General features: G+C 56.5%; 15 protein-coding genes. 5 read left to right on the top strand and 10 right to left on the bottom strand.

Annotation, left to right across the window (positions count from 1 at the left end):
* Position 1 precedes the first annotated feature (1 nt).
* The 5 genes from QMN38_RS14735 (at position 2) to QMN38_RS14715 (ending at position 6814) form a co-directional block, all read left to right on the top strand.
* Positions 2–316 (top strand): putative quinol monooxygenase, encoded by a 315-nt coding sequence (locus QMN38_RS14735; protein WP_271441295.1) that lies wholly within the window; start codon positions 2–4, stop codon positions 314–316.
* Positions 317–349: 33 nt separating this feature from the next.
* On the top strand, positions 350–1516 hold the full coding sequence (locus QMN38_RS14730) for an iron-containing alcohol dehydrogenase (protein ID WP_323605272.1): 1167 nt from the start codon (positions 350–352) through the stop codon (positions 1514–1516).
* A 362-nt stretch (positions 1517–1878) separates the two neighbouring features.
* Positions 1879–2946: an HlyD family secretion protein gene (locus QMN38_RS14725; protein ID WP_202037506.1), complete on the top strand. Its 1068-nt coding sequence runs from the start codon at positions 1879–1881 to the stop codon at positions 2944–2946.
* Positions 2943–5690: a ribosome-associated ATPase/putative transporter RbbA gene (gene rbbA, locus QMN38_RS14720; protein WP_323605271.1), complete on the top strand. Its 2748-nt coding sequence runs from the start codon at positions 2943–2945 to the stop codon at positions 5688–5690. Before QMN38_RS14725 ends, rbbA begins: the two co-directional genes overlap by 4 nt.
* Positions 5690–6814 (top strand): ABC transporter permease, encoded by a 1125-nt coding sequence (locus tag QMN38_RS14715; RefSeq protein WP_137381997.1) that lies wholly within the window; start codon positions 5690–5692, stop codon positions 6812–6814. The genes rbbA and QMN38_RS14715 overlap by 1 nt, the downstream gene beginning before the upstream one ends.
* Before the next feature lie 83 nt (positions 6815–6897).
* Here the strand turns inward: QMN38_RS14715 and nikR are convergent, their stop codons facing one another.
* Genes nikR through QMN38_RS14665 form a run of 10 tightly spaced genes read right to left on the bottom strand, consistent with a single transcriptional unit; the run spans position 6898 to position 15503 of the window.
* Complete coding sequence (gene nikR, locus QMN38_RS14710) at positions 6898–7299, bottom strand: nickel-responsive transcriptional regulator NikR (protein WP_005121550.1); 402 nt, start codon at positions 7297–7299, stop codon at positions 6898–6900.
* A 49-nt stretch (positions 7300–7348) separates the two neighbouring features.
* Positions 7349–7927 carry a 4'-phosphopantetheinyl transferase AcpT gene (gene acpT / locus QMN38_RS14705; RefSeq protein WP_323605270.1) on the bottom strand — a complete coding sequence of 193 codons (579 nt, stop codon included), beginning with the start codon at positions 7925–7927 and terminating at the stop codon, positions 7349–7351.
* 1 nt (position 7928) lies between these two features.
* Positions 7929–9158 (bottom strand): beta-ketoacyl-ACP synthase, encoded by a 1230-nt coding sequence (locus tag QMN38_RS14700; protein ID WP_271441300.1) that lies wholly within the window; start codon positions 9156–9158, stop codon positions 7929–7931.
* The gene (locus QMN38_RS14695; RefSeq protein WP_271454576.1) at positions 9155–9886 is read right to left on the bottom strand and encodes a 3-ketoacyl-ACP reductase FabG2; all 732 of its coding nucleotides are present in this window, start codon (positions 9884–9886) and stop codon (positions 9155–9157) included. Before QMN38_RS14695 ends, QMN38_RS14700 begins: the two co-directional genes overlap by 4 nt.
* Positions 9883–10359 carry a hotdog family protein gene (locus QMN38_RS14690; protein ID WP_271456046.1) on the bottom strand — a complete coding sequence of 159 codons (477 nt, stop codon included), beginning with the start codon at positions 10357–10359 and terminating at the stop codon, positions 9883–9885. Before QMN38_RS14690 ends, QMN38_RS14695 begins: the two co-directional genes overlap by 4 nt.
* On the bottom strand, positions 10356–11525 hold the full coding sequence (locus QMN38_RS14685) for a beta-ketoacyl-[acyl-carrier-protein] synthase family protein (RefSeq protein ID WP_271448697.1): 1170 nt from the start codon (positions 11523–11525) through the stop codon (positions 10356–10358). The genes QMN38_RS14690 and QMN38_RS14685 overlap by 4 nt, the downstream gene beginning before the upstream one ends.
* 1 nt (position 11526) lies before the next feature.
* A complete protein-coding gene (locus QMN38_RS14680) occupies positions 11527–12195 on the bottom strand; it encodes a DUF3261 domain-containing protein (RefSeq protein WP_271441304.1) in 669 nt (222 codons plus the stop codon).
* Positions 12192–14510, bottom strand: coding sequence for an MMPL family transporter (locus QMN38_RS14675; RefSeq protein WP_323605269.1), 2319 nt, complete (start codon positions 14508–14510; stop codon positions 12192–12194). Before QMN38_RS14675 ends, QMN38_RS14680 begins: the two co-directional genes overlap by 4 nt.
* Positions 14479–15084, bottom strand: coding sequence for a LolA family protein (locus QMN38_RS14670; RefSeq protein WP_323605268.1), 606 nt, complete (start codon positions 15082–15084; stop codon positions 14479–14481). Before QMN38_RS14670 ends, QMN38_RS14675 begins: the two co-directional genes overlap by 32 nt.
* Entirely contained in the window at positions 15081–15503 is a 423-nt protein-coding gene (locus QMN38_RS14665) for an acyl-CoA thioesterase (RefSeq protein ID WP_045448568.1), read from the bottom strand. Before QMN38_RS14665 ends, QMN38_RS14670 begins: the two co-directional genes overlap by 4 nt.
* Positions 15504–15505 lie beyond the last annotated feature (2 nt).

The following is a 15505-nucleotide window of genomic DNA, read 5'->3' as shown; positions in this document are numbered from 1 at the left end:
TATGGAGAATTCACAACTTTTTGTTATTGCACATTATTTTTCTCGTCAGGGAATGGGGGACAAGGTCAATGATGCGCTCAGACTGCTTGCGGATGCCTCGCGTCAGGAGCCTGAAAACATCACCTATGAGTTTTTCCGTTCCACGGAAGACGGCGATCGCTTTGTGATTATTGAGACTTATCGTTGCGCACAAGGTCTCGAAATTCACCGACAAACTGAGCATTTTCAACGTATTGGCGTTGGGATTATCAACCCGTTGCTTGAGCGTAAAGAGGTGAAAAGCTTTCTCACTCATGCCGATGCACCGCGTAGTTAAAAGCTGGTCATTTTTACTACCAGGAGTACATCAATGAACACTGTCATGAAGGATTTTACGTTTTCAACTGTACCGGAAATTATCGTCGAGTGGGCGGGAGCATCACGAGCAGGGGAGATTATTCAGCCGCGATTTAGCGCGCGTCGCGTGTTGTTGGTGACCGACCCCGGACTGGTCAAAGCCGGGATTCTGCCGCCTGTTTTGCATAGCCTGCAAGAGGCAGGGTTTCAGGTGACGGTCTATGATCGGGTCCAACCCGATCCGCAGGAACGTCTTGTCCGGGAAGCCTTACAGGTTGCTCGCGATGGCCATTGCGACATGGTTATTGGTCTGGGCGGCGGCTCCTCGCTGGATGTCGCGAAGCTGGTGGCCGTGTTAATCCACTCAGAGCAAGATCTGCAGGCGCTTTACGGTATTGGCAAAGTGTCTGGGCAGCGTCTGCCGTTGATTAACATCCCTACCACGGCAGGGACGGGATCAGAAGTCACTAATATTTCGATTTTGACGACCAATGATGACAGCAAAATGGGGATTGTCGCACCACAGCTATATGGCGACCTGGTGCTGCTGGATGCGCAATTGACGCTTGGACTTCCTCCGGTTCATACAGCGGCGGCTGGCATCGACGCGATGGTTCATGCCATTGAGGCTTATACCGGTAAACATAAGAAGAACCCGATTTCGGATGCGCTGGCACGGGAAGCATTACGCTTAATTAGCCGCCATCTGGTGACGGCCTGCCGTGATGGCCACAATCGGGAAGCCAGAGAGAGTGTGTTGTTGGGGGCAATGCTGGCAGGTCAGGCTTTCGCCAACTCTCCCGTGGGGGCGGTGCATGCGTTGGCTTATCCATTGGGGGCTCGCCATCATATTCCACATGGTTTGTCGAATGCGCTGATGCTGATTCCGGTGCTGCAGTTTAATGCGCCAGTCGCTGCGCCGTACTATGCCGAGTTGGCTGCTGTCATTGGCGAGGAGGTGTCGGGGGATACGGAGAAAGATGCCGCGGTATTTATTGCTGCGATGGTACGCATTATTGCTGAATCTGGTGCACCGAAAAGGCTGCGCGATGTCGATATACCTGCTGAAACGCTGGTGATATTGGCTCAGGATGCCATGCAGCAGACTCGTCTTCTGGATAACAATCCCGTTCCGCTCACGGCAGACGATGCGTTGCAGCTATACCAACACGCGTTTTAAACAGAACACTCGCCAGAAGCGTGTCCGGCGAGCGGATTGCCGGACACTGTTTTGGCCGATGACATCACGAGAACAACCGAATAGACATATTGAATCCAGGTGTTAGTATTCAATAGATAGCAGTTATGAGTATGCGTGTTTCATTTCCGGCCAGGAACGCTGATGATGACAACATTACTACCCGATTTCACAGCATTTTCGTCATTCACTTCCTTCGCGGTAAGCGTTGCCTTAACGCCTGTCCGCTCCTTGGCCATCGTTTTTCATTCCTTCTCATCCCGGATGGAATCTCTCACTGAATAGCGGTTCAGTGGGTTTTGTGACACGCATCGTTTGATAACAGGGATTACGGCGGGTCGAATATGGATAAGTTTAAGCGTCATTTGGTGTGGTGGGGTGCGGGCATCCTGGTGGTGGTGGCCGCGATAGCATGGTGGATGCTACGTCCTGCGGGGATACCTGAAGGGTTTGCAGCCAGCAATGGCCGAATTGAAGCCACTGAAGTGGATATCGCCACCAAAATTGCCGGGCGTATTGATACGATCCTCGTGTCGGAAGGGCAGTTTGTCCGCCAGGGCGAGGTGCTGGCGAAAATGGATACCCGCGTGCTGCACGAGCAGCGACTGGAAGCGGTCGCGCAAATCAAAGAAGCGGAAAGTGCGGTGGCGGCGGCACGGGCGCTGCTGGAACAACGGCAAAGTGAAATGCGCGCTGCGCAGTCGGTAGTCAAACAGCGTGAAGCAGAGTTGCAGTCGGTCTCTAAACGCCACGTGCGCTCCCGTTCACTGTCCCAGCGTGGTGCGGTGTCTGAGCAGCAACTGGATGACGACCGCGCCGCCGCTGAAAGTGCGCGTGCTGCGCTGGAATCGGCAAAGGCGCAGGTCTCTGCCGCGAAAGCGGCGATTGAAGCCGCCCGCACCAGTATCATCCAGGCGCAAACCCGGGTCGAAGCTGCACAGGCCACCGAACGACGCATTGCGGCAGATATCGATGACAGCGAGCTTAAAGCTCCACGCGATGGTCGCGTGCAGTACCGCGTGGCTGAACCGGGCGAAGTGCTGTCCGCTGGTGGGCGCGTGCTGAATATGGTCGATCTCAGCGATGTCTACATGACGTTCTTCTTGCCGACCGAACAGGCTGGCCTGCTGAAGATTGGCGGTGAAGCGCGACTGGTGCTGGATGCCGCGCCGGATCTGCGAATTCCGGCGACCATCAGCTTTGTCGCCAGCGTCGCGCAGTTTACGCCGAAAACGGTTGAAACCAGTGATGAGCGGCTAAAGCTGATGTTCCGCGTGAAAGCGCGTATCCCACCGGAGCTGTTACAACAGCATCTGGAGTACGTGAAAACCGGTCTGCCGGGCATGGCCTGGGTGCGTCTGGATGAAAGCCGCGCCTGGCCTGACTCCCTGGTGGTGAGGTTGCCGCAATGACGCATCTGGCGCTGGTTCCCGTTCCTCCCGTGGCGCACCTTGACGGCGTGAGTCAGCATTACGGGACAACGGTCGCGCTGAACAATATCACGCTGGATATCCCCGCCCGCTGTATGGTGGGCCTGATTGGCCCGGATGGCGTCGGAAAATCGAGCCTGCTGTCGCTTATTTCCGGTGCGCGGGTGATTGAACAGGGTAACGTGATGGTGCTGGGTGGCGACATGCGCGATCCGAAGCATCGTCGTGATGTCTGCCCGCGTATTGCCTGGATGCCGCAAGGGCTGGGTAAAAACCTGTACCACACGCTGTCGGTGTATGAGAACGTCGACTTCTTTGCCCGGCTGTTTGGCCATGACAAAGCAGAGCGTGAAGCGCGCATTACCGAACTGCTGAACAGCACCGGGCTGGCGCCGTTTCGCGACCGCCCAGCCGGGAAGCTCTCGGGCGGGATGAAACAAAAGCTGGGGCTGTGCTGTGCGTTAATCCACGACCCGGAATTGCTCATTCTTGATGAACCCACCACAGGGGTAGACCCGCTGTCGCGTGCCCAGTTCTGGGATCTGATTAACAGCATTCGCCAGCGTCAGACCAATATGAGCGTGCTGGTTGCCACCGCCTATATGGAAGAAGCCGAGCGCTTTGACTGGCTGGTGGCGATGAACGCGGGTGAGGTATTAGCTACCGGCAGCGCGCAGCAGTTGCGCGAAAAAACGAACAGCGCCACGCTGGAACAGGCGTTTATCGCGCTGTTACCGCAAGCGCAGCGTCAGGCGCACAAGCCGGTCGTGATCCCGCCTTATCACGCCGAGCAGGAAGAGGTCGCCATTGAGGCGAAAGATTTGACCATGCGCTTCGGCAAGTTTGTCGCCGTTGACCACGTTAACTTTCGCATTCCCCGCGGGGAGATCTTCGGCTTTCTCGGCTCCAACGGCTGCGGTAAATCCACCACCATGAAGATGCTCACCGGACTGCTGCCCGCAAGCGAAGGTGAGGCGTGGCTGTTTGGGCAAGCAGTTGACCCGAAAAATATCGATACCCGCCGTCGGGTGGGCTATATGTCGCAGGCGTTTTCGCTCTACAGCGAACTGACCGTGCGGCAAAACCTTGAGCTTCATGCACGGCTGTTCCATATCCCCGAAGCAGAAATCCCTGGGCGGGTGCAGGAGATGAGCGAACGCTTTTCGCTGACCGATGTTGAAGATGTGCTGCCTGGTGCCTTACCGCTGGGGATTCGTCAGCGCCTGTCGCTGGCCGTGGCGGTGATTCATCGCCCGGAAATGTTGATTCTCGACGAACCGACTTCCGGGGTTGATCCGGTGGCGAGAGATATGTTCTGGCAACTGATGGTCGATCTGTCGCGGCAGGATAAAGTCACCATTTTTATCTCTACCCACTTTATGAATGAGGCGGAGCGCTGCGACCGTATGTCGCTGATGCACGCCGGAAAAGTGCTCGCCAGTGGTACGCCGCAGGAGCTGGTGAAACAACGCGGCGCAGCCAACCTGGAAGAAGCGTTTATCTCCTGGCTACAGGAAGCAGCAGGCCCGGCGCCGGAAGCGACGCTTTCGCAAGCGGCGGCCCCGGTGGTGCATGAAAACAGTCAGCCGCCGCGCCAGGGCTTTAGCCTGCGGCGATTGTTCAGCTACAGCCGGCGTGAAGCGCTGGAGCTACGGCGGGACCCGGTGCGTTCAACACTGGCGCTGATGGGTACGGTGATTCTGATGCTGATCATGGGCTATGGCATCAGCATGGACGTGGAAAATCTGCGTTTCTCCGTACTCGACCGTGACCAGACCGTCAGCAGCCAGGCGTGGACGCTGAATCTGGCGGGATCGCGCTATTTTATCGAGCAGCCGCCGCTTACCAGCTATGACGAGCTGGACAAGCGAATGCGTTCGGGCGAAGTGGCGGTGGCGATAGAAATTCCACCTAACTTTGGCCGCGATATTGCGCGTGGCACGCCGGTGAAGATTGGCGTCTGGGTTGATGGCGCGATGCCGAGCCGGGCCGAAACGGTAAGGGGTTACGTACAGGCCATGCACCAGACCTGGCTGCAGGATGTGATGGCGCGTCAGCCCAATGCCAGTGGTCAGAACGGGCTGATGACCATTGAGACGCGTTATCGCTATAACCCGGATGTGAAGAGCCTGCCGGCGATTGTTCCGGCAGTGATCCCGCTGCTGTTGATGATGATCCCTTCCATGCTCAGCGCACTCAGCGTGGTGCGCGAAAAAGAGCTGGGATCGATTATCAATCTGTACGTTACCCCCACGACCCGCAGCGAGTTTTTACTCGGCAAACAGTTGCCGTACATCGTGCTGGGGATGCTTAACTTCCTGCTGCTGTGCGCGTTGTCGGTGTTTGTGTTCGGTGTGCCGCATAAGGGGAGCTTTTTAACCCTGACGCTGGCCGCGCTGCTGTACGTCACCATTGCTACCGGACTGGGGCTGCTCATCTCCACGTTTATGAAAAGCCAGATCGCCGCCATTTTTGGTACCGCGATTATCACGCTGATCCCGGCAACGCAGTTTTCCGGGATGATCGACCCTGTGGCTTCGCTGGAAGGGCCGGGCCGGTGGATTGGTGAAATTTACCCGACCAGTCATTTTCTGACCATCGCGCGTGGAACCTTCTCTAAAGCGTTGGATCTGATGGATCTGTGGCAGCTGTTTATCCCGCTGGCAATCGCCATTCCGGTGGTGATCGGTCTGAGCGTATTACTGCTGAAAAAACAGGAGGGGTGATGCGCCGATTACGCAATATTTATAATCTTGGTATCAAAGAGCTGCGCAGCCTGCTGGGCGACAAAGCGATGCTGACGCTGATTGTCTTCGCCTTCACGGTATCGGTTTACTCTTCTGCGACGGTGCTGCCTGGGTCGCTGCATCTTGCGCCGATTGCTATCGCCGATATGGACCAGTCGCAGCTGTCGAACCGCATTGTGAACAGCTTTTATCGCCCGTGGTTTTTACCGCCGGAGATGATCACTGCCGATGAAATGGATGCCGGGCTGGATGCCGGACGCTATACCTTTGCTGTGAATATTCCGCCTGATTTTCAGCGCGATGTGCTGGCAGGACGACAGCCGGATATTCAGGTTAACGTGGACGCCACGCGAATGAGCCAGGCGTTTACTGGTAACAGCTATATCCAGAATATCATCAGTGGTGAAGTGAACAGCTTTGTGGCGCGTTACCGTGACAATACTGAACCGCCGGTGGCGCTGGAAATGCGCATGCGCTTTAACCCGAATCTGGAACCTGCCCGTTTTGGCGCGGTGATGGCGATCATCAACAACATTACCATGCTGGCGATTGTGCTCACCGGGTCGGCGCTGATCCGCGAACGTGAGCACGGGACGATAGAGCACCTGCTGGTGATGCCGGTGACACCGTTTGAAATCATGATGGCAAAAATCTGGTCGATGGGGCTGGTGGTGTTGGTCGTTTCCGGGTTGTCGCTGATGTTGATGGTGAAAGGGGTACTCGGCGTGCCGATTGAAGGCTCGATACCGCTATTTATGCTGGGTGTGGCGCTGAGCCTGTTTGCCACTACCTCGATCGGTATTTTTATGGGGACGCTGGCACGATCGATGCCGCAACTGGGATTGCTGATGATTCTGGTGCTGTTGCCGTTACAGATGCTCTCAGGGGGCTCTACGCCGCGTGAAAGTATGCCGCAGGCCGTGCAGGACATCATGCTAACCATGCCGACCACCCACTTTGTCAGCCTGGCGCAGGCGATCCTTTATCGTGGGGCTGGGTTCAGTATCGTCTGGCCGCAGTTTCTGACGCTGCTGGCGATTGGCAGCGCGTTTTTCCTGATAGCGTTGTTACGCTTTCGCAAGACGATTGGCACGATGGCGTAATCATCATTGCCGGGGGCGCTTCGCTTGCCCGGTCTACGTAGGCCGGATAAGGCGCAGCCGCCATCCGGCAACGAAACTGGCAATTACTCTTCTTTCGGCAGGCACTGCAAATGACCATGACGTACGCCGCGCTGGGAAATCACATCATCGGCAAAATGCTGCACATCGCCCATATCGCCTTTCAGCACGGCGATTTCCAGGCAGTCGTCATGGTTGATGTGAACGTGTAGCGTAGCGACCGACAAATCATGGTGATGGTGCTGCGTCGAAACAATGCGGCTGGCCAAATCACGCTTCTCATGTTCATAAACATACGAGAGTACCGCGAAGCCCTGAGTGCCATGCTCCTGGGTCGTTTCCTGCGCCAGTGCGCCACGCAAAATATCGCGAATCGCTTCAGAACGGTTGTTGTAACCACGGCGCTGGCTCAGGCTATCCAGCGTTTCCAGTAAATCGTCATCGAGAGTAATGGTGACTCGTTGCATCTGCAGTTAACCTTTCATGTCGCGCGTCGGCGCACAGGGAATGCGGGAGTTACAGCCTCTGCACGGCGTCGGCTGTCAGGGTAAATGGCGTTGGCGTGCACACGGCCAGACTCAGGGTGTCGAGCTGGCACTGGCTAACGGAGAGCGAGGATGTCAGCGTAGTGCTATCGACGCTGACAATTTGCCAGGCGCTGCCGCCACGCTGCTTAACGATGGCTTCTTTGCGCGTCCAGATGCGCCAGAAAGCCGCCAGTTGGTGTTCCGGATGTTCTGCTTCGATTTCGGCATGTTCCCCGAGACTGAACACCGTATTTGCCAGTGTCTTCCAGTTTTCGCGCGGGCGCACGACTTCAATATCGCAGCCCACTTCCCCTTCGTCGCTAAGCAGCAGAGCAATGTCATCACCGCTGTGGCTAAGATTGAACCACAGCGGCGTGTCGGCTGAAAAGGCCGGTTTTCCTTGCTCGCCGTAGACGATATCAGGCAATGGCGAAAGGGCATGGGAAAGCAGCACGCGGCCCGCCAGCCAGCGTGCGCGGCGAGCACCCTGCGGTGCCTGCTCATAGAGCGCATGAGGCAGTACGCCGGTGCTTAAATCAGAAACTTTCCCTAGAACGATCCGGTACATATCACGGCCAACGTTTGATGATGATAGAAGTATTGATGCCGCCAAACGCAAAGTTATTGCTCTGCAAAAACTCGCAATCAATCTTGCGGGCTTCACCCATAATGTAATCCAGCGCGCCACAATTGGCATCTGGTTGACTCAAATTCAGCGTAGGCGCAAACCAGCCTTCACGCATCATTTGCAGACTCATCCAGGCCTCCAGTGCGCCACAAGCGCCAAGGGTATGCCCAAAATAGCTTTTAAGCGAGGATAGCGGCACATTATCACCATAAATTGCGGCAGTCGCCTGACTTTCTGCAATATCGCCACGATCGGTTGCGGTACCGTGCGCTGAAATATAGCCGATATCCTGGGCGCTAATACCGGCCATGCTCAGCGATTTTTCCATGCAAATCTGCATCGTTTCGCGCTGTGGCTGGGTGATATGGGCTGCATCGCAGTTAGTGGCAAAGCCGACGATTTCACCGTAAATCGTTGCTCCACGTGCTTTAGCGTGTTCCAACTCTTCCAGCACCAGCGTACCAGCACCTTCTCCGATGACCAGACCATCGCGTTTTTCATCGAATGGGGAGGGGGTGGTTTTCGGTTCGTCATTGCGCTGGCTGGTGGCGAACAGCGTATCAAATACGGCGGCTTCGGAAGGGCACAGTTCTTCTGCACCACCGGCAACCATCACCGTTTGATAGCCGTGACGGATGGCTTCCCATGCGTAACCAATGGCCTGGCTACCGGAGGTGCAGGCGCTGGATGTCGGGATGACTCGCCCACGCAGGCCGAAAAATAATCCGGTGTTAACGGCCGTGGTGTGCGGCATCATTTGCACGTAGGTCGTGCCGGTGATGTTATTGGTGTGCTTCTCGGTCAGCATGGTCGCGAACTCACTCACCGGCCCGGTGCTGCCTGTGGAGGAACCGTATGCTATTCCGGTTTCACCGTTGGTCAGTACCCGATCGCCAATCAGTCCGGCCTGTTCTAACGCCAGTTCTGATGCGCGAGTGGACATCAGCGACACGCGACCCATGGCGCGAATGCGCTTGCGGGTATAGTGTTCCGGCAGCGTGAAGTTGTCGATCGGCGCACCCAACAGCGTGTGCAGTCCGTCATAAACCTGCCACTCCGGCATTTTGCGTACCGCATTTTCATACGCCAATAGCCTGGCGGAGACATCCTGCCAGTTTTCCCCAAAGGCGGTGACTCCGCCCATGCCTGTAATCACGACACGACGTGTCATAACATCCCTCCATTGATGGAAATCACCTGGCGAGTGACATAGCCCGCCACATCCGACATTAAATAGCTGGCAAGCCCGGCCACTTCTTCAGCCTGACCTATCCGTTTCATGGGGATCATCGACATCGCCTCTTTCAATGCGGCTTCTTCCATCTCGATCATCCCGGTATCAATCAGTCCTGGTGCAATGCAGTTTACGGTAATTTTGCGTTTTGCCAGTTCGATGGCCAGCGCTTTGGTGGCGCCAATAATACCGGCTTTTGCTGCACTGTAATTAACCTGACCGCGGTTGCCCATCACGCCGGATACCGAAGACAGTGTGATGATACGACCACCCTGGCGTGCGCTAATCATTGGCATCATGCACGGATGAATGACGTTGTAAAAGCTGTCGAGGTTGGTGTGGATCACCGCATCCCAGTCGTTATCACTGAGTGCAGGGAAGGCGGCATCACGCGTCACCCCGGCGTTGCTGACAATACCGTACCATGCGCCGTTAACCTCAATATCGTGCTCCAGTACTTCACGGCACTGCTCGCGATTGGCAACGTCAAACGTCAACAGACGCCCTGTGCCGCCCGCGGCGAGGATAGCCTCCAGCGTGTCTTGTGCACCTTGCGCATCGCGATGATAGTGCACGCCGACCACAAAGCCGTCTGCCGCCAGTTGTCTGGCGATGGCGCGACCGATACCTTTGCTGGCACCCGTAACTAAAACTGAACGACTCATGTGGACGCTCCTTGTTGAAATAGCGTGTTAATTTCTTCTGCTGTTGGCTGGAAGGTGTTGACGCGACCGGTTGCCAGCGTCTTGTTGTCTGCCTGAATGGCGCATTCAAAGCTACCGAATCGTGCATCCTGCATCAGCAATTTGACATGGATGCTCAGCCTCTTCCCGGCAGGCAGAACACCCGCAGCACAGACTAACTCGCGTGCGCCCAGCACCATACCTAACGCAATACTCGCCTGACCGTGTTGCTGGCGGTGCCAGCCAGACCAGACGCCAATGGTCTGCGCCATTAATTCCAGTGCGAACCAGCCGGGCAAATTGCCATCAGGGTCGAGGAAAGGGGCCAGTACGCTGTTTGCTGATACCGTCACGTGGCAGGTGGCGGTTTCGTCCGCCACACTGACGACCTCTTCAAGGAGCAGCATCGGTGCATCATGCGGTAAATAATCGCCCGGTGATAAATAGTGGCTCATGAGATTCTCCCGAGCAGGATGCTGGCATTATTACCGCCGAAGGCGAACGAGTTAGATAAGATTACTGGACGAGTCAGCGGCTGCGGCTGTTCAATGATGCCGCAGGGGGGCAATGTTTCATCGCGCGGTGACTGGCTAAAATCCTGCGGTGGCAGTGGCAGGTTGCGTTGCAGAATCAGCATACTGATCGCGGCTTCGGTGATCCCCGCAGCGCCCAGCGTGTGGCCGGTCAGGTGTTTGGTCGAGCTGCATGGGACCGTGTCGCCAAATAGTGTGCTCACGACGTTGGATTCAATTTGATCATTTAACGGAGTGGCCGTTCCGTGCAGATTGATATAGCCCACGTGTTCCGGTGTCATTCCTGCGTCGTTAAGTGCCTGGCCTATGGCGCGAATGGCACCTTCTCCCTGCGGGTGGGGAGCCGAAATATGGTACGCATCGCTGGATTCGCCGACGCCCAGGAGTGCAATGGGCTGTGGCTCGCGGGTTAATACCATCAATGCGGCACCTTCGCCGATGGTGATCCCGTTGCGGTCGCGGCCAAACGGCTGGCATCGCGTTGGGGAGAGCGACTCCAGACTGTGGAACCCGTTGATTGGCATTCGGCTTAGCGTATCCGCACCGCCGACAATGGCGATATCGACCAGACCAGATTCGATCAAACGACGTCCGCTCATGATAGCCCGCGCACTGGACGAGCAGGCGGTTGAGAGCGTAAAGGCCGGGCCATCCAGCGCCAGCCAGTGGCTAAGAAAACGCGACGGATCGCCCAGTTCCTGCTGCGGGTAGCGCCAGTCGGTGCTCTCTTTGTCGTTGAGTATTAGATCAACGTGAACGTCACCTTCATCCAGACCGGAGGTGCTGGTACCGAGAACGACAGCAATACGATCGCGGCCAAACCGGGTGATAGCGTCGTCCACCTGCGGCTGGATTTGTGCCAGTGCGGCCAGCAGTAGCTGGTTATTGCGCGAACGATGTGCGCTAAATTGCTGAGGGATCGCGGGCAGCTCACCGTCTACGCCTGCTAATACGGCGGGTGGGTGTCCTTGCAGCCAGTTCGCGCGTGGGCGCATTCCCGGCGCGATGCCACGTGTGAGGTTGGCTGCTATTTCATCGGTGTTATTGCCCAACGCGTTAATCATGCCAACGGCAGAAATGTAGATCATCTCAGTCACCCAGGTATTGAATGGTGATGTGGTATTTAAATACGTGCTGCTCAATGCTGATCGGTTCGCGTTTTCCTTTTCGATTCAGATACGTGATTTCCGTGACCAGTTTGCCGCGGCTATTGCGCAGTTCACGTGTATCACCCGTATCGACGAGCCTCCAGCCTTGAGGTAATTGCGGTTGCCAGGCGCTAATTGGCCAATGGCTGAGCATCACGTCAGCCAGCACCTGACTGGCGGGCGGCAGTTGCGGAACGATGATCGATTGCTCGGTGTGCAATCCTTTTTCATCGTAAGTCACGAGGAACAGGCGAATGCCAACTGATGACAAGCCGGCCAGTGTGATTTTCTTATCATCAGCGTTAAGCATGACCAACAGCGACTGAGTTTTGCCGTTAAAACTTCCGGTCAGCAGCTGTTGTGAATTCACCGCGGGAGAAATCCCCGGAGCAGGTAGCGTCACACGAGCGCCCGGCTCTAACCAGGCTTGCGGACGGCCTTGCTGTTCCGGCTGCGAGTGGCCGCATCCGGCCAGCAGTAACGTGGCGACGAGCAGGCCCCGCCGGATGGCGCTGTGCTTATCCGGCCTACAATTGATGCGCTGGTGTTGACCGACAATGCCGCCATCCGGCAAAAGCCCACTCAACCAACGAAATATCGGTTTACTCATCGTTTTTTCTTCTCTCTTTTCGTTGGCATCGCCAGCGGTGACAGCAGGAAGGCGGTGAAAATGCCGCTTACCAGCACAATGCCAAAACTGCTGATTGCCTGAGTGGCGCTAAAGACCAGCATGCCGAGCGTCAGGAGCGTGGTCATCATCGCCAGCGTGATAGCCAGTAGTGACGTCAGTGGCGTACCGCGTGGATTACTGAAAAACAGCGTGTAGTTAATGCCAATTCCCAGTACCAACACCAATGCCAGCAGTGAGAACAAGTTGAGCGCATGGCCACTCAGGGCCAGTACCGCCAGACCACAACCTAAAGATAACACGGAGGGGACCAGGCTAATTAAGCCCTTACGCCAGCCAAGTCGAATCACGGCACCACAGGCAATTACTGCCAGTGCAACACACAGCAAGCCCGTCAGAATATGGCGATAAAGGGCAAACAGATTGTCAAAGCTGCTCTTACGATCCACCCACGCCACGCCGGAATATTTCGTGCTGAGTGTGTTTAAAGCATCACTTTGTTTCACGCCTTCAACGGGAACCAGTACGCTGCTTTCGCCGTCCGCCAGCGACAGCCACAGCAAGCGCCAGCCCTCACTGGCCGGGCTGGAAAGCCAGGCATCGACGGTGACCGGCATGGCGCTAAGATCGGGGTTCACCGTTGCCAGCCCGGCGCTGTTTAAGGCCTTTGTGACGGCGGGCGCGGCATCTTTTAACAGGGTGAGATCCTGCTGCTGCCGGGCGAGTGAATTGAGCGGAATGGTGCGATACCCGCTGAGTAATCCGTCTTTTTTTGCCTCTTCCAGCGCGGGAGTAAAGGCTTCCAGTCGCTCCAGCGTTTGCTGAGCGGATTTGCCGTACACGACAAACCACTTCTGGTCGACGCTTTGCCCGGTCAGGGCGGTAATCGCTTTTTCCTGAGCGAGAATGCCCTGCGGCAGCGCCTGTAACTGGGAGATATCATCGTCTACGCGTAGCGTCGCCATGCCTGCCAACGAGAACAATGCCAGCGCCACCGGCAGGCCAACGGATACTGTCTTATTCCGCCGCCAGGCGGCAAGCCAGCGTAGCATGAGCACCATTGCCGGAACCGGGCGCACCGGCAAGCGACGACACAACCAGGGGTGCCAGAAAATGACTGTCAAACATGAGGCACTCAGACCCACCGCCGCGAATACCGCCATCTGGCGAATACCGGGGAAGGGGGCGAGCATCATAATCAGATACGCCGCCACGGTGGTCAGTAGTGCCAGGAGCAGGGCATTGCGTACTTTGGCAAGGCTTTGCCATGGCGATGTTTCTGCACCGTGCACCATCCGCTCGGTCAAATAGTAGAGCGTATAGTCGGCGGAAATACCGATGATGCTCATGCTCATCACCAGCGTCATCAGATGGAGCTCGCCAAAAATCAGCAGCGTGACGACGGTTCCCGCCAGCGCGCCAATACCAATTGAAATCAGGCACAGCAGCAGCGGACGCAGCGAACGAAACACGGCCACGATGAGCAGGATCACCCCGATCACGGTCGCTATGCCGAGGGTCGAGATATCCTGTTTCGCCTGCTGGCTGGCGTAATCGCTGTAGAACAGCGTCCCGCGAGACAGCAGTTGTGCCTGCGGATAGTGGGTTTTGAACTCACCTTCCAGCGTATTCAGTGTAGTGACCAATTGGTGCGTCTGTTGCATATCAAACGATGAACCGGTCAGCTCGCCATGTAACAGATACCAGTAGTTGCCTTGCTCGTCCTGCGTGACCAGCCAGCCGTCCATCAGGCGTAAACGCTGCCCATTTTTAGCCATGGCCAACTGCGAGCCGCGCATCAGCATGAGAGGGTCGTTTTGTAGCTCTTTGCCGCTGACGCCGGAGAACGCCGAGTAAAGCTGGGACAGAATCCACTGGGCCTGCGCTTCGCCGCCGTTTTGCAGACGGGTGCGGGTGTCGTTATCTATCAGGCCGTTACGATGTTGCCAGAAGAAAGCCCCCCAGGCCTGCTGGCTGTTGGCATCCATCGGGCCTTTCACCTGGGCCAGCGCGTGCGATTTTTGCAGTCGCGCCAGCCAGTCGCGCGCCACCGTCGGGTCCGGTTGTTTACCGGGGCTCACCAGCCAGACCAATTGCCGGTCAAGGCGCTGCATAAAACCCTCGTTCAGACTCGGCGGGATGGCCCCCAGTGTCTGCTTTGGCAACATGGCCAGCACGCTGCTGTTAAGCCGGGCCTGAGGTAGCAGCGTCAGCAGGACGCCCAGCAGAATCAGGCAGGCGGCTCCCCATAGCAGCGCGGGGCGTTTACTGGGCGGCAAAGCGTTGGCGTTCGTCATCGGTCAGTTGCGCTGGCGTGAGTTGGTGTTGGGAAAGCGCGATATCGGTACGATCGCCCTGCTTATCATTGAGCTGAATACTCTCCAGGTAGGTCTTGCCGGCTAAATCAATCGTCGCAAAAATCTTATCCAGCGGGGTGGTGATTGGCGTCAGGCGTAGCGTCCAGCGACCGTCCCCTAAGTCTGCAAACGCCACGCGGAAGTTTTGTTCCAGCACCTTACGATCCGCCTGGAATAGCGCCCGTAGCAGATGGTTAAACTGGAACATTTGCGGGTTATTCTCCGCGGTGATGGTCTGCGGCGGTTGACCGTTAATCGCCTGAACCATCCGTTTGTCATCCAGTAGCAACTGCATCGGGAACGGCGCGGTTTGGTCCCATAACAGGCCCTGGTCGCGGGCGATCAGCATGTTGCCCTGAGATCGTAGCGGCTGCGGCAGATCCTTTATCGTCCGGGTTTGATCGAAGTGGGCGCGAACCACCGGTTGTTCGGTAAAACGCTGTTGCAGGGCGTCAAGCGTCAGGGCGCTGACGAAAGGGCTGACGAGCAGCAGGATCAATGGCCATAATTTCATGGTGTCACTCCCATCCGTTCAAACAGAATATCGGGGCTGACAAAGCACAGTTCACGGCTTTTTTCGTCTACGGCGACCTGGATGGTGTAGCCTGTTGTGGCGCGTTTCCCTGTTTCAGCATCAAAAATTTCGTAGCCGATACGCAGGCGATTTTCGAACTCTTTAATTTGGGCGCGTACACGGATACGCTGCTCGAAAGTCAGGGCATTGCGATACTTCACGCGAGTGTCGACCACGGGCCACAGATAGCCAGATTCTTTCATCTGCCGATAACCGTAATCGAATTGGTTCAGCAGTGCCTCACGGGCAATCTCGAAATAGCGGAAGTAGTTGCCATGCCACGCTACACCCATCATATCGACGTCGTGAAACGGAATAGTCAGCTCGACTTCAGCCGTAAAGCGGGGATCGTTAAGCACCC

It is taken from the genome of Citrobacter sp. R-1.5.2 (genome assembly GCF_035064245.1).
GTDB lineage: Bacteria > Pseudomonadota > Gammaproteobacteria > Enterobacterales > Enterobacteriaceae > Citrobacter.
Note: the sequence above shows the minus strand (reverse complement) of the source record. Positions and strands in the feature narration are given on the sequence as shown.

What these genes read in the sequence shown, in the direction of transcription:
- nikR (WP_005121550.1), bottom strand. Translation starts at nt 7,299, where the DNA reads ATGCAACGAGTCACCATTACTCTCGATGACGATTTACTGGAAACGCTG.
- QMN38_RS14695 (WP_271454576.1), bottom strand. Translation starts at nt 9,886, where the DNA reads ATGAGTCGTTCAGTTTTAGTTACGGGTGCCAGCAAAGGTATCGGTCGC.
- acpT (WP_323605270.1), bottom strand. Translation starts at nt 7,927, where the DNA reads ATGTACCGGATCGTTCTAGGGAAAGTTTCTGATTTAAGCACCGGCGTA.
- QMN38_RS14670 (WP_323605268.1), bottom strand. Translation starts at nt 15,084, where the DNA reads ATGAAATTATGGCCATTGATCCTGCTGCTCGTCAGCCCTTTCGTCAGC.
- QMN38_RS14680 (WP_271441304.1), bottom strand. Translation starts at nt 12,195, where the DNA reads ATGAGTAAACCGATATTTCGTTGGTTGAGTGGGCTTTTGCCGGATGGC.
- QMN38_RS14675 (WP_323605269.1), bottom strand. Translation starts at nt 14,510, where the DNA reads ATGACGAACGCCAACGCTTTGCCGCCCAGTAAACGCCCCGCGCTGCTA.
- QMN38_RS14715 (WP_137381997.1), top strand. Translation starts at nt 5,690, where the DNA reads ATGCGCCGATTACGCAATATTTATAATCTTGGTATCAAAGAGCTGCGC.
- QMN38_RS14730 (WP_323605272.1), top strand. Translation starts at nt 350, where the DNA reads ATGAACACTGTCATGAAGGATTTTACGTTTTCAACTGTACCGGAAATT.
- rbbA (WP_323605271.1), top strand. Translation starts at nt 2,943, where the DNA reads ATGACGCATCTGGCGCTGGTTCCCGTTCCTCCCGTGGCGCACCTTGAC.
- QMN38_RS14735 (WP_271441295.1), top strand. Translation starts at nt 2, where the DNA reads ATGGAGAATTCACAACTTTTTGTTATTGCACATTATTTTTCTCGTCAG.
- QMN38_RS14700 (WP_271441300.1), bottom strand. Translation starts at nt 9,158, where the DNA reads ATGACACGTCGTGTCGTGATTACAGGCATGGGCGGAGTCACCGCCTTT.
- QMN38_RS14690 (WP_271456046.1), bottom strand. Translation starts at nt 10,359, where the DNA reads ATGAGCCACTATTTATCACCGGGCGATTATTTACCGCATGATGCACCG.
- QMN38_RS14685 (WP_271448697.1), bottom strand. Translation starts at nt 11,525, where the DNA reads ATGATCTACATTTCTGCCGTTGGCATGATTAACGCGTTGGGCAATAAC.
- QMN38_RS14725 (WP_202037506.1), top strand. Translation starts at nt 1,879, where the DNA reads ATGGATAAGTTTAAGCGTCATTTGGTGTGGTGGGGTGCGGGCATCCTG.